General features: G+C 72.7%; 22 protein-coding genes. 13 read left to right on the plus strand and 9 right to left on the minus strand.

The window, feature by feature from the left end; all coding sequences use genetic code 11:
* The first annotated feature begins 354 nt into the window (after positions 1-354).
* The 7 genes from hemL (at position 355) to ACYP53_RS11080 (ending at position 7,439) form a co-directional block, all read left to right on the plus strand.
* On the plus strand, positions 355-1,683 hold the full coding sequence (hemL, locus tag ACYP53_RS11050) for a glutamate-1-semialdehyde 2,1-aminomutase (RefSeq protein WP_459647296.1): 1,329 nt from the start codon (positions 355-357) through the stop codon (positions 1,681-1,683).
* Between the two features lie 63 nt (positions 1,684-1,746).
* Positions 1,747-2,397: a histidine phosphatase family protein gene (locus ACYP53_RS11055; protein WP_189916225.1), complete on the plus strand. Its 651-nt coding sequence runs from the start codon at positions 1,747-1,749 to the stop codon at positions 2,395-2,397.
* 187 nt (positions 2,398-2,584) lie between these two features.
* Positions 2,585-3,202 (plus strand): TlpA family protein disulfide reductase, encoded by a 618-nt coding sequence (locus ACYP53_RS11060; RefSeq protein WP_189915971.1) that lies wholly within the window; start codon positions 2,585-2,587, stop codon positions 3,200-3,202.
* Positions 3,199-3,972 carry a cytochrome c biogenesis CcdA family protein gene (locus ACYP53_RS11065; RefSeq protein WP_229928561.1) on the plus strand — a complete coding sequence of 258 codons (774 nt, stop codon included), beginning with the start codon at positions 3,199-3,201 and terminating at the stop codon, positions 3,970-3,972. The genes ACYP53_RS11060 and ACYP53_RS11065 overlap by 4 nt, the downstream gene beginning before the upstream one ends.
* 3 nt (positions 3,973-3,975) lie before the next feature.
* The gene (gene resB / locus ACYP53_RS11070) at positions 3,976-5,772 is read left to right on the plus strand and encodes a cytochrome c biogenesis protein ResB (RefSeq protein ID WP_459647297.1); all 1,797 of its coding nucleotides are present in this window, start codon (positions 3,976-3,978) and stop codon (positions 5,770-5,772) included.
* Between the two features lie 3 nt (positions 5,773-5,775).
* Positions 5,776-6,906 carry a c-type cytochrome biogenesis protein CcsB gene (gene ccsB, locus ACYP53_RS11075; RefSeq protein WP_459647298.1) on the plus strand — a complete coding sequence of 377 codons (1,131 nt, stop codon included), beginning with the start codon at positions 5,776-5,778 and terminating at the stop codon, positions 6,904-6,906.
* Between the two features lie 125 nt (positions 6,907-7,031).
* Positions 7,032-7,439 (plus strand): hypothetical protein, encoded by a 408-nt coding sequence (locus tag ACYP53_RS11080; protein WP_189915973.1) that lies wholly within the window; start codon positions 7,032-7,034, stop codon positions 7,437-7,439.
* Positions 7,440-7,457: 18 nt separating this feature from the next.
* Here ACYP53_RS11080 and ACYP53_RS11085 read toward each other — a convergent pair whose 3' ends face one another.
* Entirely contained in the window at positions 7,458-8,549 is a 1,092-nt protein-coding gene (locus ACYP53_RS11085; RefSeq protein WP_459647299.1) for a ScbA/BarX family gamma-butyrolactone biosynthesis protein, read from the minus strand.
* A 348-nt stretch (positions 8,550-8,897) separates the two neighbouring features.
* Here ACYP53_RS11085 and ACYP53_RS11090 point away from each other — a divergent pair, with 348 nt between their 5' ends.
* Positions 8,898-9,533, plus strand: a complete 636-nt coding sequence (locus tag ACYP53_RS11090; RefSeq protein WP_459647300.1) for a ScbR family autoregulator-binding transcription factor — start codon at positions 8,898-8,900, stop codon at positions 9,531-9,533.
* A 90-nt stretch (positions 9,534-9,623) separates the two neighbouring features.
* Here the strand turns inward: ACYP53_RS11090 and ACYP53_RS11095 are convergent, their stop codons facing one another.
* The 4 genes from ACYP53_RS11095 to ACYP53_RS11110 form a co-directional block, all read right to left on the minus strand.
* Entirely contained in the window at positions 9,624-10,235 is a 612-nt protein-coding gene (locus tag ACYP53_RS11095) for a ScbR family autoregulator-binding transcription factor (RefSeq protein WP_189915976.1), read from the minus strand.
* A 237-nt stretch (positions 10,236-10,472) separates the two neighbouring features.
* Positions 10,473-10,682, minus strand: coding sequence for an acyl-CoA carboxylase subunit epsilon (locus tag ACYP53_RS11100; protein WP_189915977.1), 210 nt, complete (start codon positions 10,680-10,682; stop codon positions 10,473-10,475).
* 73 nt (positions 10,683-10,755) lie between these two features.
* Entirely contained in the window at positions 10,756-12,357 is a 1,602-nt protein-coding gene (locus ACYP53_RS11105; RefSeq protein WP_459647301.1) for an acyl-CoA carboxylase subunit beta, read from the minus strand.
* A 451-nt stretch (positions 12,358-12,808) separates the two neighbouring features.
* Positions 12,809-13,231, minus strand: a complete 423-nt coding sequence (locus ACYP53_RS11110) for a PLD nuclease N-terminal domain-containing protein (RefSeq protein ID WP_189915979.1) — start codon at positions 13,229-13,231, stop codon at positions 12,809-12,811.
* 92 nt (positions 13,232-13,323) lie between these two features.
* Here ACYP53_RS11110 and ACYP53_RS11115 point away from each other — a divergent pair, with 92 nt between their 5' ends.
* Together ACYP53_RS11115 and mqnP are read left to right on the plus strand one after the other, a co-directional pair.
* On the plus strand, positions 13,324-14,781 hold the full coding sequence (locus tag ACYP53_RS11115) for a menaquinone biosynthesis decarboxylase (protein WP_189915980.1): 1,458 nt from the start codon (positions 13,324-13,326) through the stop codon (positions 14,779-14,781).
* Positions 14,781-15,677: a menaquinone biosynthesis prenyltransferase MqnP gene (mqnP, locus tag ACYP53_RS11120; RefSeq protein ID WP_189915981.1), complete on the plus strand. Its 897-nt coding sequence runs from the start codon at positions 14,781-14,783 to the stop codon at positions 15,675-15,677. The genes ACYP53_RS11115 and mqnP overlap by 1 nt, the downstream gene beginning before the upstream one ends.
* 36 nt (positions 15,678-15,713) lie before the next feature.
* On the opposite strand, the gene ACYP53_RS11125 is transcribed toward mqnP, so the two are convergent.
* The 4 genes from ACYP53_RS11125 to ACYP53_RS11140 form a co-directional block, all read right to left on the minus strand.
* A complete protein-coding gene (locus ACYP53_RS11125) occupies positions 15,714-16,520 on the minus strand; it encodes a Rossmann-fold NAD(P)-binding domain-containing protein (protein WP_459647302.1) in 807 nt (268 codons plus the stop codon).
* Positions 16,521-16,666: 146 nt separating this feature from the next.
* Positions 16,667-17,422 (minus strand): alpha/beta fold hydrolase, encoded by a 756-nt coding sequence (locus ACYP53_RS11130; protein ID WP_189915982.1) that lies wholly within the window; start codon positions 17,420-17,422, stop codon positions 16,667-16,669.
* Between the two features lie 170 nt (positions 17,423-17,592).
* Positions 17,593-18,309, minus strand: coding sequence for an MOSC domain-containing protein (locus tag ACYP53_RS11135; RefSeq protein WP_459647303.1), 717 nt, complete (start codon positions 18,307-18,309; stop codon positions 17,593-17,595).
* Between the two features lie 75 nt (positions 18,310-18,384).
* Positions 18,385-19,137 (minus strand): cyclase family protein, encoded by a 753-nt coding sequence (locus ACYP53_RS11140; RefSeq protein WP_189915984.1) that lies wholly within the window; start codon positions 19,135-19,137, stop codon positions 18,385-18,387.
* Between the two features lie 66 nt (positions 19,138-19,203).
* Here ACYP53_RS11140 and ACYP53_RS11145 point away from each other — a divergent pair, with 66 nt between their 5' ends.
* The 3 genes from ACYP53_RS11145 (at position 19,204) to ACYP53_RS11155 (ending at position 21,458) form a co-directional block, all read left to right on the plus strand.
* The gene (locus ACYP53_RS11145) at positions 19,204-19,914 is read left to right on the plus strand and encodes a UbiX family flavin prenyltransferase (protein WP_459647304.1); all 711 of its coding nucleotides are present in this window, start codon (positions 19,204-19,206) and stop codon (positions 19,912-19,914) included.
* Positions 19,915-20,033: 119 nt separating this feature from the next.
* The gene (locus tag ACYP53_RS11150) at positions 20,034-20,492 is read left to right on the plus strand and encodes an Lrp/AsnC family transcriptional regulator (protein WP_030232219.1); all 459 of its coding nucleotides are present in this window, start codon (positions 20,034-20,036) and stop codon (positions 20,490-20,492) included.
* A gap of 3 nt (positions 20,493-20,495) precedes the next feature.
* A complete protein-coding gene (locus ACYP53_RS11155; protein WP_189915986.1) occupies positions 20,496-21,458 on the plus strand; it encodes a threonine ammonia-lyase in 963 nt (320 codons plus the stop codon).
* Positions 21,459-21,486 lie beyond the last annotated feature (28 nt).

A 21,486-nucleotide genomic window follows, 5' to 3' on the forward strand; every position in this document is an offset into this window, starting at 1 on the left:
CTCGGACACTCGGACCATCCTCACCGGAATTCGCCGGAATCGACAGACCCCCGCACGTCCGGCGTCCCTCCGGACGTGCTCCTTACCCGTCATGCGCCGCCGTACCCACTCGCGGGCCCTACCCACTCGTGGGCCGTACCCACTCGCGGCGCACAGCAGTCCTCTTCCACACCCCTGCACACAACGGGAGCGCTCGCGCACCCTGTGCACACAGTCTGACTGGTCCGTCCTCCGGAGCGCTCAGCGGCCCCGTCGGTACGGACTGTAGGGACAACCGTACAGACAACGGTGCCCGGATCATCGTTCCAGATGATCGGGTCCGACATGCAGAGGGCAAGGACACGATTTGAGACCATGTCTCCCGTGAGCTACCCCTACGAAGCCCCCCAGTCCCAGTCGCTGTTCGATCGCGCCTCCGTGGTGACGCCCGGCGGCGTCAACTCCCCGGTGCGCGCCTTCCGCGCGGTCGGCGGCACGCCGCGCTTCATGGTGTCCGGCACCGGCCCCTACCTCACCGACGCCGACGGCCGCGAGTACGTCGACCTGGTGTGCTCGTGGGGTCCGATGATCCTCGGCCACGCGCACCCCGCGGTGATCGACGCCGTCCAGCGGGCCGTCACCCTCGGCACCTCCTTCGGCACGCCCGGCCAGGGCGAGGTCGAGCTGGCCGAGGAGATCGTCGCCCGGGTCGCCCCGGTCGAGCAGGTCCGCCTGGTCTCCTCCGGCACCGAGGCCACCATGTCCGCGATCCGGCTGGCCCGCGGCTTCACCGGCCGGGCGAAGGTCGTGAAGTTCGCCGGCTGCTACCACGGTCATGTGGACGCCCTGCTGGCCGCCGCCGGTTCCGGCGTGGCCACCTTCGGCCTGCCGGACACCCCGGGCGTCACCGGCGCCCAGGCCGGCGACACCATCGTGCTGCCGTACAACGACCTGGCCGCCGTCGAGCGGGCCTTCGCGGCCCACCCGGGCGAGATCGCCTGCGTGATCACCGAGGCCTCGCCCGGCAACATGGGCGTCGTCCCGCCGCTGCCCGGCTTCAACGCGGGCCTGGCCAAGGCCTGCCGGGAGAACGGCGCGCTGTTCATCTCCGACGAGGTGATGACCGGCTTCCGCGTCTCCAAGGCGGGCTGGTACGGCCTGGAGGCCGCGAACGAGGGCTGGGCCCCGGACCTGCTGACCTTCGGCAAGGTCATGGGCGGCGGCTTCCCGGCCGCGGCCTTCGGCGGCCGCGCCGACGTGATGGCCCACCTGGCCCCGGCCGGCCCGGTCTACCAGGCGGGCACCCTGTCCGGGAACCCGATCGCCACCGCGGCCGGCCTGGCCCAGCTGCGCGGCTGCACCGACGAGGTGTACGCGAGGGTGGACGAGGTCGCCGCCGAGGTCTCCGGCCTGGTCTCCGAGGCGCTGGCCAAGGAGGGCGTGGCGCACCGGCTGCAGACGGCCGGGAACATGTTCTCGGTGTTCTTCACCGAGGCCGCCGTGACGAACTACGACGAGGCGAAGACCCAGGAGGCGTACCGTTTCACCGCCTTCTTCCACGCGATGCTGGCCGAGGGCGTCTACCTGCCGCCGTCCGCCTTCGAGTCCTGGTTCGTCTCGGCGGCCCACGACGAGCGGGCGATCGAGCGGATCGCCGCCGCCCTGCCCGCCGCCGCGCGCGCCGCTGCCGCCGCCACGGCCTAGTCCACCCCGAGTCCCAGGAGCAGTCGAGAAGTGAGCGCCAAAGAGATCACCGTCGTCCACGTGATGCGGCACGGCGAGGTGCACAACCCGGAGGGCGTCCTGTACGGGCGGCTGCCGGACTACCACCTGTCCGAGCTGGGCCGGCGGATGGCCGACCGGGTGGCCGAGGACCTGGCCGGCCGGGACATCACCCACGTGGTGGCCTCGCCGCTGGAGCGGGCCCAGGAGACCGCCGAGCCGATCGCCAAGGCGCACGGCCTGGACGTCGCGGCGGACGAGCGGCTGATCGAGGCGGAGAACGTCTTCGAGGGCAAGACCTTCGGGGTCGGCGACGGTTCGCTGCGCAACCCGGGGTACTGGAAGTACCTCACCAACCCGTTCAAGCCCTCCTGGGGCGAGCCGTACCTCGACCAGGTGGTGCGGATGATGGGCGCGCTCGGCGCGGCCCGGGACGCGGCGCGCGGGCACGAGGCGGTCTGTGTCAGCCACCAGCTGCCGATCTGGATCCTGCGGTCCTTCGTCGAGCGCCGCCGGCTGTGGCACGACCCGCGCAACCGGCAGTGCTCGCTGGCCTCGCTGACCAGCTTCACCTTCGAGGGCGACCGGATCGTCTCGGTCGGCTACCGCGAGCCGGCCCGCGACCTGCTGCCCGCGCACCTGGTGGGCAAGGGCCGCAAGGGCGACAAGCCGGTGGGCAAGAGCTTCGGCGCGTAGGGCCTGCCGCTGGTCCGCCGCTGGTCCGTCGCCTGTCCTCCGCACGGCCCGTAAGCGGTGTGTAAGTATGACTTCGGGTCACCTGGCGAGCGCCGGGTGACCCGAAGTCGTAGCAGGTCAGCGGGGGTGCGACGCGCAAGGCAGGACCCCCCCGAACCTGCCCGGAACTCCATGCGAAACTTTTCACATGTCTGCCATGACGCGCCCCCGTCCCCGTGTCGCCGCAGCCGCCGTCGCCACCGCCGCGGCCGCCGCGCTCGCCCTCACCGGCTGCTCCTCCTCGGGTTCGTCCGCCGGCGGCGAGGGCCAGGTCGGCTTCGTCACGGTCAAGGGCACCAACCTGTCGACGGCGGACGCCGGCAAGCGCGGGGACGCGCCGGACATCTCCGGGGAGACCCTGGAGGGGAGCCAGACCAAGCTCTCCGACTACCGGGGCAAGGTCGTCGTGCTGAACGTCTGGGGCTCCTGGTGCGGCCCGTGCCGGGCCGAGGCGAAGAGCCTGCAGGCCGTCGCGGACAAGTACAAGGACCAGGGCGTCCAGTTCCTCGGCGTCAACACCCGGGACACCGAGAAGGGCAACGCCGTCCGCTTCGAGCAGGAGCAGGGCGTCAACTACCCGAGCATCTTCGACCCGGCCGGCACCCAGCTGCTCAAGTTCCCCAAGGGCAGCCTCAACCCCCAGTCGATCCCGACCACCCTGATCGTCGACCGCGACGGCAAGCTGGCCGCCCGCGCCGTCGGCGGCACCACGCAGGACGCGCTGGAGTCGATCCTGCAGCCGGTGGTCGCGGAGCAGAAGCAGTGAGCCTGCCGCAGCAGCTCGCCGACAACACCGGCACCCTCCAGAGCGGAGCGCTGCTGGTGGCCGCGCCGATCGCGGTGGCCGCCGGCCTGGTGTCGTTCTTCTCCCCCTGCGTACTGCCGCTCGTCCCCGGCTACCTGTCGTACGTCACCGGCTTCTCCGCCGCCGACCTCGCGGACGCGCGCGGCGCGCGGCGCGGCCGGATGCTGCTCGGGGCGACGCTGTTCATCCTCGGCTTCACCGCCGTGTTCGTCTCGGGCGGGGCGCTGTTCGGCCAGTTCGGCGACACCCTCCAGGAGCACAAGCGGGTCATCTCGATGGTGCTCGGGTCGGTGACGATCGTGATGGGCCTCGCCTTCATGGGTCTCGTCCCCGGCCTGAGCATGCGTGAGGTGCGCTCCCACCGCCGTCCGGCGGTCGGCCTGCTCGGTGCCCCGCTGCTCGGCGTGGTCTTCGGCGTCGGCTGGACGCCGTGCATCGGCCCGACCCTGGCGACCGTCCAGAACCTGGCCCTGAACCAGGCCGACGCCGAGCGCGGCGCGCTGCTGATGACGTTCTACTGCCTCGGCCTCGGCGTACCGTTCATCGTGGCCGCGGTGGCCTTCCGCCGGGCGCTGGGCGCCTTCGGCTGGGTCAAGCGGCACTACCCGCTGGTGATGCGGATCGGCGGCGGCATGCTCGTCGCGGTCGGCCTGCTGCTCGTCACCGGGATCTGGGACTCCATGATGAGCCAGCTGCAGTCCTGGACCGCCGACTTCCAGATCGGAATCTGACCCGTGAGCAACACCACGACCGAGACCGAGCAGCCCCCGGCGCCGGACGACACCGCCGCCGAGCGGCTCAGCACCGCGCCGGTCGAGTCCGACGGGCCGACCGGCATAGGGGTGCTCGGCTGGGCGCGCTGGATGTGGCGTCAGCTGACCTCGATGCGGGTCGCGCTGGTCCTGCTCTTCCTGCTCTCGCTGGCCGCCATCCCCGGCTCGCTGATCCCGCAGTACCAGAACGGCCAGGGGCAGCTGAAGGTCGAGGCGTGGAAGGCGCAGCACGGCACCGTCGCGCCGGTCTACGAGAAGCTCCAGCTGTTCGACGTCTACAGCTCGGTCTGGTTCTCCGCGATCTACATCCTGCTGTTCCTCTCGCTGGCCGGCTGCATCGTCCCGCGCACCTGGCAGTTCGTCGGCGTGCTGCGCGCCCAGCCGCCGGCCGCGCCGCGCAACCTGACCCGGATGCCGGTGCACGCCGCCTGGCGCACCGCGGCGGACCCCGACGCGGTGAACGCCGCCGCCCACCGGCTGCTGCGCAAGCGCGGCTTCCGCGCGAACCTGTCCGGCGGCGCGGTGGCCGCCGAGAAGGGCTACCTGCGCGAGGTCGGCAACCTGCTCTTCCACCTGTCGCTGTTCGCGCTGCTCGGCGGTTTCGCCTGGGCCAGCCTGGCCTCGGGCACCGGCGGCAAGCTGATGGTCGAGGGCGAGGCCTACTCCAACACCATCACCCAGCTCGACGACTTCAACGGCACCCGGTTCTACGGCAACCAGGACCTCGACCCGTTCTACCTGAAGCTGGACACCTTCACCGCGAAGTTCCAGTCCAGCGGCTCCCAGATCGGCGCCGCCCGGCAGTTCACCGCGAACGTCGAGTACGCGGCCGGCAGTGACACGTCGAAGCTGAAGAAGTCCACGATCGAGGTCAACCACCCGCTGGAGATCGGCGGCAGCAAGGTCTACCTGATCGGCCACGGCTTCGCCCCGGTGGTCACCGTCCGCAACGCCAAGGGCGACGTCGTCTACAGCGGCGCCACGCCGTTCCTGCCGCAGGACGGCAACCAGACCTCCACCGGTGTCGTGAAGGTCTCCGACTACGGCCAGAAGGACGGCCAGCGGACCCAGCTCGGCTTCAGCGGCTTCTTCCTGCCGACCGCGCCGGTCAGCTTCGAGGGCACCGGTCCGGTCTCGCTGTTCCCGGACGACGCGGCGCCGGAGCTGGTGCTGAACGCCTACGCGGGCGACCTGGGCACCGACTCCGGGCTCCCGCAGAACATCTACCAGCTCAACCTGCGGAAGATGACCCAGCTGACCCAGGACGGCCAGCCCGCCAAGGCCCGGCTCAAGCCCGGCCAGGCCTGGGAGCTCCCGGACGGCTACGGCAGCGTCACCTTCGAGGGCTACAAGCGCTGGGCCAGCTTCGACGTCTCGCACCGCCCGGGCAACGTGATCGCCCTGACCGGCGGCGTGCTGGCGATCCTCGGCCTGATCGGCTCGCTGTTCATCCAGCGCCGCCGGATCTGGGTGCGGGCGGTCGCCCTCCCGGGCGGCGGCACCCAGGTGGAGCTGGCCGGGCTGGGCCGCAGCGAGTCGGCGAAGATCGCCGAGGAGCTGGCCGAACTCGCGGTGGACCTCCAGGACGACGCGCCCGCCTCCGAGGAGGAGGACGCCCCCGGTTCAGCCGAGGACGACGTGCCTTCCGCCGAGGAGGACACCCCCGCCGCCGCGGCGGAGGACACCGCGGCACCCGACGACTCCGAGGCCGAGGCCTCAGCCCCCGCAGTCCCTGCCGACCAGAACTCCAAGGAGTAGACGGTGCAACTCGCCTCGGCGGTCGACCCACAGCTGGCCGACCTCTCCAACAAGCTGATCTATTCGGCGATGGTGGTCTACACGCTCGCCATGTTCGCCCACATGATCGAGTGGACCTTCGGCAGCAAGGGCGCCGTCGCCGTCCGCTCGAAGGAACAGTCGGGCAGCCTGGGCGAGGCCGTCGCCGCGGCCGGGAAGAAGGCCGCGAAGAAGGTCACGGTCACCGTGGCCGCGGCCGGCGGCGGCACCACCACGCTCACCCGCACCGCGGTCGCGGGCGAGGGCGCGACGGTGGTCACCAGCGGGCGCGGCGCCGAGGAGGAGGACGGCCCGGGCGCGGCCGGCACCAGCGAGAAGGCCGACCTGGCCGGGCGGATCGCCGTCTCCCTCACCGTACTGGCGCTGATGCTGCACGGCGGCGGCATCATCACCCGCGGCCTGTCGGTGTCCCGCTGGCCGTGGGGCAACATGTACGAGTTCTCCTGCGCCTTCGCCTTCGCGATGGCGGCCGCGTACCTGGTGCTGCTGGCCGCGCGGAAGAAGGTCCGCTGGCTCGGCCTGCCGGTCGTCCTGGCGGTGCTGCTGACCCTGGGCATCGCCACCACGGTGCTGTACACCGACTCCGACCAGCTCGTCCCGGCGCTGCACTCGCCGTGGCTGGCGATCCACGTCTCCACCGCGATCTTCTGCGGCGGCGCGTTCTACGCCGCGTTCATCGCCACGCTGCTGTACCTGGGCAAGGACTCCTTCGAGAAGCGGGCCGCGGCGGGCCTGGCCACCGGACCGCTGGGCACCCCGGCGTCGGTCTGGCAGCGTCTGCCCGCCGCGTCGACCTTCGACAAGCTGTCGTACCGGATCAACGCGCTGGTCTTCCCGCTGTGGACGTTCACCATCATCGCGGGCGCGATCTGGGCCGAGGCGGCCTGGGGCAAGTACTGGGAGTGGGACCCGAAGGAGACCTGGTCGTTCATCACCTGGGTCGCCTACGCCTGCTACCTGCACGCCCGCGCGACGGCCGGCTGGAGGGGCCGCAAGGCCGCCTACCTGGCGCTGGCGGCCTTCGCCTGCTGGCTCTTCAACTACTACGGCGTGAACATCTTCGTCACCGGCAAGCACTCGTACGCGGGGATCTGACCGGGGCGCGACCACCCACCGGCCCGGCATTCCACAGGGGGTAGCCGGGCCGAGGTGTGACAGGGGTAGTTCGTGCCGGCCGCGTCCGCGCCGGTACGGGGAGGAACTGAGGAGGAAATCGCGCAATGGAGTGCGACGAGGTCATGCTGACCGTCCGAATCACCGCCGGAGAGCAGCTGCTGCTGCGCCGGCTCGCCCAGGGACACCGGAGCGACGTGTCCGAGGTGGTGGCGGACGCCCTGCTGGACATCATCCCCACGCTCAGCGCGCCGGGGGACGCCTACCGGCTGCTGGGCGCGCTCGCGATGCCGGCGCCGTGCGCCCTGACGGTCTGGCTGCCGACCCCGCTGGCGGACCTGCTGGTGCCCGGCGCGGCCCGGATCGCGCAGATCACCGACGTCCGGATCGAGTCGGCCAGCGCCGCCCTGGGCGCGGCGCTGCGGCTCTGGCTGGCGCAGGACCCGGTCAGGCTGGCGGCCAACCTCAGCGTGATGCACGCCGGGCGGCCGTCGTCGGCGCTGGTGGCCGCCTGACGGCCCCCGGGGCGGGGTTCAGCTCGCCAGCGGCAGCCGGGTGCTGCCGAGGCCCGGCGCGGTGGGGCGGCCGTCGAGGGCGTCCCGCCGGGCCGGCGGCACCGTGGGGCCCTCGGCGGGCCCGTCCAGCGGCCCGTCCAGGGGCTCGGTGAGCAGCCGGCACTCGGCCGCCGTCCGCCCGTCCTGGACCAGCTGGACCCGTACGGGCAGCCGGCGGCCGTCCGCGGCCGGTTCGGGGACGGCCCGGACGAAGCAGGGGCGGTCCAGCTCTATGTAGTGGTCGAAGGAGGTCACCAGCTCGACCGGGACCACCGGTTCGGGGTGGCGCAGCCGTTGGGCGGCCTGCCGGGCGGCCTCCAGCACCAGCATCCCGGGCACGTGGTCCAGCTGGTGGTCGAACAGCACCGGGTGCGCGGCGTCGGCGCGCAGCAGCCAGGTGTCCGGCCGCAGGGTCGGGCTGAGCACCACGTCGGCGGGCTGGGCGCGGCCGACGAGTTCGGGCGCGGTGGGGGCCGGCGGCCGGGGCGGGGCGACGGCGTGCCGCGCGGGGCCGCGGAGCCGGGCGTACGAGGCGGGGCACAGGACGCGCAGCTGGCCGGAGCCGCGGCCGACCGGCCGGCCGTCCCGGGTGATCTCCGCGCGGATCCGCAGCGAGACCAGCCGGCCGTGCCGCATCCGGACGTCCTCGCAGCCGACGGCGAGCATCAGCGAGGCCGGGCCCGCGGCGACGGCCAGTCCGGGCAGGCCGGGCCCGTCGAGCGCGTAGGAGAGGTCCTCCATCACGAAGTGGTGGCCGCGCGGCACCCCGAACCCGGCGTGGCCGATCAGCAGCCCGGCCTGCCGGACGGTCTCGGCCATCAGCACCGGGTCGTGGTAGCGGTCGCCGGGCAGCCGGTAGAAGCCGTGCAGCCGGGGCCACTGGGCGCCGAGCAGGAAGTCGTACGGGCCGGTGGCCTGCCAGCCGGTGAGGAAGACCTCGGAGACCGAGGCGCGGTGCACCAGGTGCCGGGAGACGGTCCGGTCGTGGAAGTCGTAGCCGGAACCGGGGCCCTGGCCGGTTCCGGGGCGGGCGTACGCGCCGTGCGGGTCCGGCTCTACGATCGATGGCATGACTGGCCCCCGCTCCCAGGGTGTCGGTCGAGCGGCCGCCATGGACGCCCGAGCAAAACATACATACCACCCGGTTTGTGTTCGGCGACTGGGGTGCCCCGGTCGCACAGCCCGGCGCGTTCACGCTACCCGCCCCGTGGGCTGGGGCAATGCCCTACGGGGTACCGCAGACCTTGGGCGGGGGGTGGTCCCCGCTGGACGGCGGGGGCGAAGCAGGCGCTAGATTAGATACCAACCATGCGGTTTCGGTCGCGGCCGTCCGCATGCGAGCGCCGCTCCTGGCAGGGGGCGGGCCGACAACAGCCGGGCGGGGCGGGAATCGCGCCCGGCCGAGTCCGGAGGGGGCCAGTGGTCAAGCAGGAACGGGCTGGGCGGACCCGGCAGGCCGTGCTGCTAGCCGCGGCGGAGACCTTCGCGCGGGTGGGCTTCGAGGCCGCCAGCCTGGTCGACATCAGCCGTCGCGCCGGCGTCAGCAAGGGCGCCCTCTACTTCCACTTCGTGTCCAAGCAGGCCCTCGCCGACGGGGTGCGCCGCGCCGCCGGGCGGGAGGTCGGCTCGGCCGCGCTGCGCGCCCTGCGCGCCGACGGACCGGCCCTCCAGGGGCTGATCGACTTCTCGCACGAGCTGGCCCGGATGCTCCGGGAGGACGTGGTGGTGCGGGCCGGCGTCCGGCTCGGCCGCCAGGGCCTGCGCCGGGGCGACGGCCAGGGCGGCCAGGGCGGCCCGCCGGGGCCGGACGCCACCTGGCGCAGCCTCACCGCGGTCGTCCACCGGCTGCTGGACCGCGCCGCCGAGGCCGGGGAGCTGTGCCCCGGGGTGGACCGGCGGGCCGCCGCCGAGCTGCTCACCGCCGTGGCGGCCGGTCAGGTGCTGCTGTCGGGCGAGGAGGCCGACCGGCCCCGGCCGGAGGCCGTGCGCCGGGTCTGGGCGGCCGCGCTGCCGGCCCTGGTGGCGGCCGAGGACCGGGCCGGCTACCGGGTCTGATCCGGGCCCGCTGTGGGCCCGCCGTGCGCCTGCTGCGGGCCTGTTGCGGGCCCGCGGTGGGGCTCGCGGCGGGCGCCCGCCGTCCGGGCCTCAGGCCCGCTCGGCCACGCTCAGCCGGGCGAGCGCGTGCGGCTGGACCAGGCCGGGCAGCAGCAGCGTCCACAGGTCGGCCATCCGCTGGATCAGGTCCTGCCGGTCGGCCAGCACCTGGGAGCTCAGCTGGATCCCCGTGACGGCCCCGGTGATCACCCCGGAGGCCGCGACCAGGTCGACCCCCGGGTGGAGGTCCCCGGCGTCCCTGGCGTGCTCCAGCAGCTCCCGGACCAGGTCCATCCAGCCCTGGTAGGCCGCGATCTGCGGCTGGGTGAAGCTGCCGTGCTCGATCGTCAGCCGGATGCTGCCGCGCACCAGCGGGTCGTCCTGGAGCGCGCGGGCGAAGGCGTACCCGAGGTCGATCAGGTTCTGCACCGAGCTGTCCGAGGACGGGTGCCAGCCGGCGATCCAGGCGCCCTGCCCCTCGATGACGGCGAGCGCCAGGTCCTCCTTGGAGCGGAAGTGGAAGTACAGCGCGCCCTTGGTGACGCCGGCGCGGTCCAGGATCTCGGACATCGTGGCGGCGGCGTAGCCCCGCTCGTCGAACACCTCGGCCGCCGCGAGGAGTACCGCCTGGCGGGTCGCCAGCGCGCGGGCCTGCCTGGCCATCGCAGCCTCCCTGGGAAAGTTCTGGTACCTCGGCAGCGGCCGATCCTATGGGGGCCGACGGGGCGTCGGAGGCATACCGTCCAGTAGGCATCCTACCGAGCCGCCCGCCGGCCGGTCCGGCGCACGGGCGGTCGGCCACCGGCCGGACGGGCGCGAAGGGTGCGTCCGCTGCCGGGGAACGGCCGACGGCCGGCCACCCGTGCGGGGTGACCGGCCGTCGGCGGAAGCCGCGGTGCGTCAGGCGGCCTGCTGCCAGCTGACCGGCGAGTAGTAGGCCGGGCGGCGCTCCAGGCGCTGCCAGTTGGCGATCGGCTCGACCTGCGCGGTGGCGGCGGCGTGCTGCGCGGCGGCGGCGCGCGCCATCAGGACGGCGGTCAGGGCGGCGAGTTCCTCGTCGGTGAGGGTGCCGCGGACGATGCGGACGAGCGGTTCGGCGGAAGCGGTCATGTTCTGGTTTCTCCCCCGGTGGCTGTGGTCTGAGGTGGCTCGGTACGGCCTGCTGCGGTGCGCACCGCGCCCACTACATCGGCGGGTTGCCGTGCTTGCGGCTGGGCAGGTCGGCGTGCTTGGTGCGGAGCATCGCCAGTGCGGAGGCGATCACCCGGCGGGTCTCGGCCGGGTCGATGACGTCGTCCACGAGGCCGCGCTCGGCCGCGTAGTACGGGTGCATCAGCTCGCTCTTGTATTCCTTGATCTTCTGGGCCCGCATGGCTTCCGGGTCCTCGGCAGCGTTGATCTCGCGCCGGAAGATGACGTTGGCCGCCCCCTCGGCGCCCATGACGGCGATCTCGTTGGTCGGCCAGGCGTAGGAGAGGTCGGCGCCGATGGAGCGGGAGTCCATCACGATGTAGGCGCCGCCGTAGGCCTTGCGCAGGATCAGCGAGATGCGCGGCACGGTGGCGTTGCAGTACGCGTACAGCAGCTTGGCGCCGTGGCGGATGATGCCGCCGTGCTCCTGGTCGACGCCGGGCAGGAAGCCGGGGACGTCGAGCAGGGTGACCAGCGGGATGTTGAAGGCGTCGCACATCTGCACGAAGCGGGCGGCCTTCTCGCTGGCGTTGATGTCCAGCACGCCGGCCAGCGACTGCGGCTGGTTGGCGATGATGCCGGTGACGTGGCCGTCGATCCGGGCCAGCACGCACAGCACGTTGGTGGCCCAGCGCTCGTGGACCTCCAGGTACTCGCCGTGGTCGACGATCTCCTCGATCACCTTGCGCATGTCGTACGGGCGGTTGCCGTCGGCGGGCACCAGGTCCAGCAGGCTGTCGTTGCTCCGCTCGACCGGGTCCTCGCTCATCACGGGCGGGGGCATCTCGCGGTTGTTCTGCGGCAGCAGCGAGAGGAGGTAGCGGACCTCCTCGATGCAGGACTGCTCGTCGTCGTAGATGAAGTGGGCCACGCCGGAGACGCCGGCGTGCACGTCCGCGCCGCCGAGGCCGTTCTGGGTGATCTTCTCGCCGGTCACCGCCTGGACCACGTCCGGGCCGGTGATGAACATCTGCGAGGTCTCGCGGACCATGAAGACGAAGTCGGTCAGCGCGGGGGAGTACGCGGCGCCGCCGGCGCACGGGCCGAGCATCACCGAGATCTGCGGGATGACGCCGGAGGCCTTGGTGTTGCGCTGGAAGATGCCGCCGTAGCCGGCGAGGGCGGTGACGCCCTCCTGGATGCGGGCGCCGGCGCCGTCGTTCAGCGAGACCAGCGGCGCGCCGGCCGCGATGGCCATGTCCATGATCTTGTGGATCTTCTGCGCGTGGGCCTCGCCCAGCGCGCCGCCGAAGATCCGGAAGTCGTGCGCGTAGGTGAAGACGGTGCGGCCGTGGACCGTGCCCCAGCCGACCACGACGCCGTCGGTGTGCGGCTTCTTGGCCTCCAGGCCGAAGCCCTGGGCGCGGTGCCGGCGCAGCGGCTCGACCTCGTGGAAGGAGCCCTCGTCCAGCAGCAGCTCGATGCGCTCGCGCGCGGTCAGCTTGCCCTTGGCGTGCTGGGCCTCGGTGGCCTTCTCACTGGGGCCGCGGAGGACCTTCTCGCGCAGCTCGTGCAGCTCGGCGACCCGCCCGCGGGCGTCGGCCGGGACCTCGGGGACCTCGCCGTCGACCGGCGCCTCATGCACAACCGTCATCTCGAACCACTCCAAGGGTGAGGGAACTGTCCGACAGCCAACGTCTGCTGTGCCCCCGGCCGCGAATCACTTTCTTCACTTATGACTGTACGAGGGGCCGTGCGCTGGTTTCGGCGTCGATTCCGTACAAGGTCGGGTTCGTTTAGCTGTCAGGCCTGCACAGAAGCGGTCGGGTCGGAGCCGGGGCACTCAGTGTTCGTTCGATTACCGGGGGTTGTCGGGCAGATGATGGTCCGATGATCTGAGCCTGAAGAAAAGCGCAGGTCAGGGCCTTCCCTCAGTAATGTAGGGCGGCCGTCTGGGGTGCCGCTCAAGGTCCGCTCAAGCCGGGGGCCCGGACGGCGGCCATCCGTGTGAGACGGCCTCCAGTCGTAGGGAAGCGCCAAAAAGGCCGTGGCCCACCCCAGGACGCTCGGGTGGGCCGTTGGAGGGAGGCGCGAACCCCCGGTGATCAGGGCTTCCGGCCGTCCTCCGGCTCGTCCCGGTCGCGCAGCTCGCGCTCCCGGCGGCGCAGATCGGCCTCCCACTGCTCCAGCATCGACTCGTGGTCCTTGTCGTTCTTCTTCAACGAGGCGAGGAACTCGGGGTCGTCGTCCGGTGCGAGCGGCCGCCCGCCGCGCCCGGCCGGGCGCCCCGGACCGTCGGCCGCCGGGCGACCCGGGTGGCCGTCGGCGGCCGCGACCCGCAGGAAGCCGCGCTGCCGGCCGGCGATCAGCCAGGCGATCGGGCCCAGCGGCGGGAAGAGCAGCACGATCAGCACCCAGACCACCTTCGGCAGGTGCTTCACCTCGTCCTCGGGCGTGGTCAGACAGTCGACGAACGCCCAGACCCAGAGCGCGAGCGGAAGGACGATGGTCAGCAGAATCCGCAACATGGCTGCGATCTCCCCCCAACGGGCGGCAGTGGCGGGCGCCTTCCCGGGCCCTTGACGCAAGCCAGGCTATCTGGTGGCGGATACTGACAGGCATGGCATACGACGATCTCCGCTCGTTTCTCCGGGCCCTCGACCGCGAAGGCGACCTCAAGCGCATCAAGGCGGAGGTGGATCCCCACCTGGAGATCGGCGAGATCGTCGACCGGGTGCAGAAGGCCAAGGGCCCGGCGCTGCTCTTCGAGAACGTCAAGGGCTCGTCGATGCCGCTCGCGATGAACGTCTTCGGCACCGAGCGGCGGCTGGCCAAGGCGCTCGGCCTCAAGGGCCCGGACGACATCGCGGAGAAGATCGCCGGCCTGCTCAAGCCGGAGCTGCCGCAGGGCTTCACCGGCTTCCGCGACGCCTTCGGCAAGCTCGCCTCGATGGCGCACGTCCCGCCGCGGCACGTGAAGTCCGGCGACGCCCCGGTGCAGGAGGTGGTGCTCACCGGCGACGACGTCGACCTGGACGAGCTGCCCGCCCTCTTCACCTGGCCGATGGACGGCGGCTCCTTCTTCAACCTGGGCCTCACCCACACCAAGGACCCGGACACCGGCGTCCGCAACCTCGGCCTCTACCGGCTCCAGCGGCACGACCGCCGCACCATCGGCATGCACTGGCAGATCCACAAGGACAGCCGCAACCACTACGCGGTGGCCGAGCGCCGCGGCGAGCGCCTCCCGGTCGCGATCGCCTTCGGCTGCCCGCCGGCCGTCACCTACGCGGCCACCGCGCCGCTGCCGGGCGACATCGACGAGTACCTCTTCGCCGGCTTCGTCGCGGGGGAGCGGGTGCGGATGGTCGACTGCAAGACCGTGCCGCTGCAGGTCCCGGCCGACGCCGAGGTGGTCCTGGAGGGCTGGCTGGAGCCCGGCGAGATGCTGCCCGAGGGCCCGTTCGGCGACCACACCGGCTTCTACACCCCGCAGGAGCCGTTCCCGGCGCTGAAGATCGACTGCGTGACGATGCGCCGCCGCCCGATCCTGCAGTCCATCGTGGTCGGCCGCCCGCCGACGGAGGACGGCCCGCTGGGCAAGTTCACCGAGCGCTTCTTCCTGCCGCTGCTGAAGATCATCATCCCGGACATCGTCGACTACGACCTGCCCGAGGCCGGCGGCTTCCACAACTGCGTGATCGTCTCGATCGACAAGAAGTACCCCAAGCACGCCCAGAAGACGATGCACGCGATCTGGGGCGCGCACATGATGTCGCTGACCAAGCTGATCATCGTGGTGGACTCCGACTGCGACGTGCACGACTACCAGGAAGTCGCCTGGCGGGCCTTCGGCAACGTCGACTACAGCCGCGACCTCACCGTGGTCGAGGGCCCGGTCGACCACCTCGACCACGCCTCGTACCAGCAGTTCTGGGGCGGCAAGGCCGGCATCGACGCGACCCGCAAGCTGCCCGAGGAGGGCTACACCCGGGACGGCGGCTGGCCCGAGATGGTCTCCTCGGACCCGGCCACCGCCGCACTGGTCTCGCGCCGCTGGAAGGAGTACGGGCTCTGATGAGTACGGCTGCCGTCGAAACCCCGGGACGCACCAAGGCGTTCCTGCGTCTGGTGATGATCGAGCACTCGGTCTTCGCCCTCCCCTTCGCGTACATCGCCGCGCTGACGGCCATGTTCCTGGCCGACAAGCGGGTGCACTGGGGCCAGTTGTTCGTCGTCACGGTCTGCATGGTCGGCCTGCGGACCTTCGCGATGGCCGCCAACCGGATCATCGACCGCGAGATCGACGCCCGGAACCCGCGCACGGCCTCGCGCGAACTCGTCACCGGCGCGGTGTCGTTGAAGACCGCGTACGTCGGCTCGGCGGTCGCGCTGGTGGTGTTCCTCGGCGCGGCGGCGATGCTCAACCCGCTCTGCCTGGCGCTCGCCCCGGTGGCCGTGGTGCCGATGGTCGTCTACCCGTACGGCAAGCGCTTCACCGACTTCCCGCAGGCGATCCTGGGGCTCGCGCAGGCGATGGGCCCGGTGGGCGCCTGGCTCGCCGTCACGGGCAGCTGGTCCTGGGACGCGGTCGTGCTGGGCGTCGCGGTCGGCATCTGGATCGGCGGTTTCGACCTCATCTACGCCTGCCAGGACGTCGAGTCCGACCGGCACGGCAAGGTGCGCTCGGTGCCGGCCCGCTTCGGCATCCCGGCGGCCATCCGGGGCGCCCGGGTGTGCCACGTCCTCACCACCCTCCTGCTGGGCTGGTTCGCGCTCCTGACGGACGCCGGAGCGGCGTTCTGGGTCGGCCTGGTGGTCGTCGCGGGCGCCTTCGTGTACGAGCACACCATCGTGAAGCCGAACGACCTGTCGAAGCTCAACCGGGCGTTCTTCCAGACGAACGGGTTCGTGGGCATCTCGCTGTTCGTCTTCGCGCTGCTGGACCTGATCATCCGCGGCCTCGGGATCTGACCCGGGCCCGCTCCCCGTTCCCGGCGGGCCGCGCCGTCACCGGAACAGCGCGGCGTGGTCGGCGGCCCAGACGCGGAAGCTGCGGGCCGGCCGGCCGGTGACGTCCGGGACGGTCGTGGTGGGCGGCTGCGGCTCGGCGATCCGGGCGTGGACGAAGGCCAGCGCGCCGTCGGCGGTCGCCGGGGGCCGGCCGGCGGCGAGCATCCGCTGCCGGGCGGCCTCGCGGGGGACCTCCTCCCAGGCCACCGGGCGGCCGGCGGCCTCGCCGATGATCCGTACCTGCTCGGCCTGGGTCGGCGACTCCGGGCCGGTCAGCACGTAGCGGGCGCCGTCGTGGCCGTCCTCCACCAGGGCCCGGACGGCGACCGCCGCCACGTCCCGCTCGTCCACCGGGTTCAGCTCGGCCGCGCCGCCGTAGCCCCGGACGGTGCCCCCGGCGCGGATCTCCTCCGCCCACTGCAGCGCGGCGGCGAACCCGTACGTGCGCAGCACCGTGTGCCGCACGCCGCTGCGGACCAGCAGCGCCTCGACCTCGCCGTCCGGCTGCTCGGGAACGTCCCGGACGGCCGCCGAGGAGAGGAAGACCACCCGCCCGACCTCCCGGGCCAGCACGCCGACCGCGTCCGCCGCGGCCTCCGTCCCCGGGTGCGGCCAGCCCAGCAGCACCGCGCCGACGCCCTGGGCGGCCGCCTCCAGGGACGCCGGGTCGAGCAGGTCGCGGTTCGCCAGCGTCCGCACCCGTATCCCGGAGGCCGCGAGCTGCAGCCCGACGTGCCGTCCGACCGTTCCGGAGACGCCGACGACCAGCACGGGCGACGCGTCATCAACTCGCTTTTCTGTCATGCCTAGAACGTAGGCGACAAGCATGAGACGCCCAATGCGCACGGGTCTAGGGTCCATGCGCCAGCGTCTACCCCGGTGCCCGTCACCGGGAGCCGCACGGGAAGCCGGCCCGGCCGACCTCCCGCGCGGCTCCCGGGGATCCGGGGTCAGTTGTGCAGGAACCCCTCCAGGGCGGTGGCCAGGGCGACCGGCGCCTCGTACATCGGGTAGTGGCCGCTGCCGCCGAGCTCCTCCAGCTCCGCGTTCGGGTAGTGGGTGAGCCAGGTGCCGCGCATGACGTCGGCGGTGAGGGCGAGGTCGTGCTCGCCGACGATGACCTTGACCGGCACCGGGTTGCCGCTGATCCGCCGCTCCAGGTCGGCCGTCGCCCAGTCCCGGACGTAGCCGCCGAAGGCCTCGGCGGTGGACAGCCGCAGGGACTGGTCGACCATCCGGTCCAGCCAGACCCGGCCGGCCCGCTGCCCGGTGACCAGGTCGAGGATCGCGAAGCGCTTCTCCCGGTCCCCGGCGGCGCCGTAGAACAGGGCCTCGCCGGCCTCGTCCAGCGGGTAGGCCCCGGCGGGCACCGGGGCCAGGCCGACCAGCTTGCGCACCCGCAGCGGCGCCTCGGCGAGCACCTGCTGGGCCGCCTTGCCGCCCATCGAGTGGCCGACCACCGAGAAGCGGTCCCAGCCGAGCTGGTCGGCCAGGGCGAGCGCGTCGGAGGCGATCTCGGCGAGCGTGTAGTCGCCGGTGACGTCCTTGCGCTCGCCGTAGCCGCGGTAGTCGAGGAAGGCGTAGCTGAAGGCGCCGCCGTCCAGGTAGTCGAGGAACGGGCCCCAGCCCGCGCTGGTGCCGAACCAGTCGTGCAGGACCAGGACGTGGTGGTCGCCGGTGCCGGTCAAGCGGTGAGGGATCGTCATGCCCTCCGTCGTTCCCCGCGACCGGCCCGCCCGAACGGCCGGTTCGCGAGAGGTGTGCGCGCTCGGTGCGGCCCACCTGTGCGACGCGGGCCGGTGGAGCGTCTTCGCCGACCCGGCCGGGCATCCGCTCCTCCTTATCGGCCCGCCGCGTACGGCAAGTTGACGGGTCGTCAGTCGAGGGCGAGGCGGTCGCCGATCCGGAGCCGGCCCGGGGCGGCGACCTCCGCGAGCGCGTCCAGCCGGCCGTCGTGGGCGTGCACGACGGCCTTGAGGATCTCGGGTGCGTGCGGCAGTCCCGGCTGCGGGGCGCCGCTCATCGCGCAGCGCTCGCTGGAGGTGGCGAAGGCGAGCCGGGCGCTGTCCGGGGCCTCGCCGCGGGCCTGGCGGCCGAGCCAGGCGTCCTCGACGAACGGCGGGGTGCCGGGCGGGGTGCGCAGCACGATGTTGGGCCGGAACCGGCGCTCGTCGACGACGGCGAACGGGACGGCCTCGCGGACCCAGTCCAGGGTCGCGGTGGAGAGCACGCTGACCGGCAGCCGGTCGAAGTGCGAGACGGCGTCCTCGCGGGCCAGTTCGACGTCCTCGCGCTGGAGGTAGGCGCGCAGGAAGGCGGCCGGCCGCTCGACCGGGCGGCCGAGCGGGTCGAACAGCTCGGGACCGTCGATCCGGTGGCCGAGGCGGGCGGAGAGGCGGAGCAGGCCGTCCATCCGGCGGAAGCGCCGGGTGTTCTTGCCGGAACCGAGTCTTCCGGCCGCGTCGCGGACGGCGTAGAGGCGGTCGCCGGCCAGGCCGCGCCCGTCCACCTCGACGGAGTCGAGCCGCTCGCCGCCGGTGGACTTCACGGGGTAGCGCCAGAGTCGCTCGATCACTCCGATGATCTCAGCCATGGGCGGACAGCGTACTGGCGCCACCGGGGGATGGTCTAGACCAAGTGCGGTGCCGGCGGGGGCCGTCGGCGCGGTTCAGCCCAGCCGGGCCACCGCCCGTACGGGGGCGCCGTCCGCCGCGACCAGCCGCAGCGGGAACAGCGAGACCTCCACCGGGCGGCCGGCCTCCTGCGCCGCCAGCAGCACCCGCAGGTCGGTCAGGTTCTCGGCGATCACCCCGCCGCCCGGCGCCCCCAGCAGCACCCGGTGCGCGGCGAGCGAGGGCTCCTCGGCGGTGCCCTGGTCGTGCTCGTCGGTGAGATCGGCGAGCAGGGCGGCCACCGCCGGGTCGCCCGGGCCCGGGTCGGGGGTCGGATCGACGCTGAGCGCGTCCACCCCGACCGTCCGCACCCCGGCGGCCACGATCGCCTCGGCGGCCTCCGGGGTCAGGCTGGGGTGGGCGAGGTAGGCGTCGGTGCCCCAGTGCCTGGCCCAGCCGGTGGCCAGCAGCAGGACGGTGCCCTCGCCGGTGTCCGCGACCCGCTCCAGCGCGGGCGCCAGCAGGTCGGGGGTGACGGCCGCCCTGGGCTCCAGCCCGCGCAGGTCGGCGAGCACGGCCGGCCCGGTGAACCGCTCCAGCGGCAGCCCGTCCAGGGTCGGCCAGGTGACGTCCACGTGGTACGGCGCGTCCACGTGCGTCCCGGACTGCGAGCCGAGGTGCAGGGCCAGCACGTTCACCCCGGCGGTGGCGGTGGTGAGCGCGGGCTCCAGCAGGACGGCCGGATCGCCGGGGTAGACCGGCATCGCGGTGGTCACCTGATGGGTGAGGTCGACGAGGGTCGCTGCCATGCCCCCATCCTTCCAGGGGTGACCGCGGATGCGGCTCCGCCGGGGGAAGCCGGATAGAAATGCCCCATGGGAACAGCGAAGCGTCAGCCGTGGGTGGTCGGGGTCTCGGGCGCGTCGGGGACGCCGTACGCGGCCTCGGTGATCCGGGGGCTGCTGGCCGCCGGTGAGGCGGTGGACCTGATCGTCAGCCGGGCCGCCCGGCTCACCATCCTGGACGAGACCGGGATCTCCTTCCGGGACGCCCACTGGCGCGCCGACCTGGCTGCCTGGCTGGGCTTCGAGGCCTCCGGGGACACCGAGGACACCGAGGCCTCCGGGGGCGCCCTGGGCGACGTCCGCTACTGGCCCGCCGGGGACTTCGCGGCCGGCCCGTCCAGCGGCTCCTACCCGGCCAAGGGCATGCTGGTGGTGCCCGCGACCACCGGCGCGGTGGCCGGGATCGCGCTCGGCCTGAGCAAGGACCTGCTGCAGCGGGTGGCCAGTGTCACCCTGAAAGAGCGCCGCCCCCTGGTCGTGTGCGTGCGTGAGACGCCACTCAACGGGGTGACGTTGAAGCACCTGGTGGAACTCGACGCGCAGGGCGCGGTGGTCCTGCCCGCTTCGCCCGGTTTCTACGCCGGCGGCTCCACCGTGCGCGAACTCGTGGATTTCGTTGCCGGACGGGTGCTGGACGCCGTCGACGTGCCGCATTCCCTGTACCTGCGCTGGGAGGGGGAGTTGGGGGCCGCCGCCCGCCGGACCGACGCGAATGCGGCCGTACCACCTGAGGGGGAGTAAGGAGGCCGGGGGCGGGAGAGTATCTTCTCTGCGATATCCGGGTCGGTCGGCGCACGGCGCCTTTGAATCCGGATAATGATCTGTGGGTCTGGAGAGGTTCGGAAGGACGCGGACGGTATATGGACACGGTGGACAGACAGCTCATCCAGGCGCTCCGGGAGAACGGCCGTGCGTCCTACGCCGAGCTGGGCCGGTTGGTCGGACTCTCCGGCCCGAGCGTCACGGACCGCATCAACCGCCTGGAGCAGGCCGGGGTCATCACGGGCTACCGCGCGACGGTCAACCCGGCCTCGCTCGGCTTCGGCGTCACGGCCCTGATCGGCCTCCAGCTGACGGACGCGGCCGACCACGAGGACGTCGCGTTCCGGCTGAAGGACCTCAACGAGGTCGAGGACTGCTGGTTCATCGCCGGCGACGACTCGTACATGCTCAAGGTCCGGGTGGCCGACGTGGCCGGCCTGGAGTCGGTGGTGAAGAGGATCTCGGGCACCAAGGGCGTAGCCCGGACCCGCACCACCGTCGTACTCTCCACGAAGTGGGAGAACCGGGTGAGCGAACTGCCTCCTGAAGGGGAATGACGCATGGCACTGGTCGGCCTGGAGGAACTGAACGCCGCTCGGCAGCGGATCGCGGGGGTCGCCGTGCGCACCCCGCTGGTCCCCGCGCCCTGGGCGGCCGACGGGGACCGGCGGCTCTGGCTGAAGCCCGAGAACCTCCAGCCGACCGGGGCCTTCAAGACCCGCGGCGCCTACAACCGGCTGGCCGCGCTCACCGCGGACGAACGGGCCCGCGGCGTGGTCGCCCAGTCCAGCGGCAACCACGCCCAGGCGGTGGCGTACGCGGCGGAGCTGCTCGGCATCAAGGCCGTCATCGTGATGCCGGACACCTCGCCGCGGGTCAAGGTCGAGAACACCCGGGCGTTCGGCGCCGAGGTGATCCTGGTCGGCCCGGACGAGCGGGACACCGTGCCCGGCGAGCTCGCCGAGAAGCACGGCTACGTCTGGGTGCCGCCGTACGACGACCCGTTCATCATCGCGGGCCAGGGCACGGTGGGCCTGGAGATCGCCGAGGACGCCCCGGCCGGGCTGGACACCGTCCTGGTGCCGGTCAGCGGCGGCGGGCTGATCGGCGGCACGGCCGCCGCGCTCAAGCTCACCCGCCCCGGCATCCGGGTGATCGGCGTCGAGCCCGAGCTGGCCGCCGACGCCCGGGACAGTCTGCGGGCCGGCCGCCGGCTCGCCTGGCCGGTCGCCGACACCTACCGCACCATCGCGGACGGCCTGCGCACCCCGTCCGTCGGCGTGCTGCCGTACGAGCACATCACCGCCTACGTGGACGACATCGTCACCGTCACCGAGGACGAGATCCGCGCCACCGTCGCCCTGCTGGCCCGCCGCGGCCGGCTGGTCGCCGAGCCCTCCGGGGCGGTCGCCCCGGCCGCCTACTTCCACCGCGCCGCCGAAACCGGGGGCCAGGAGGTGGCGGCCGTGGTCAGCGGCGGGAACATCGAACCCACACTGCTCGCGGAGCTGCTGACCACATAGGCGTACGCTCGTTCCGGCAAGGAATCGA

The sequence above is a fragment of the Kitasatospora sp. Ki12 genome (genome assembly GCF_054601375.1).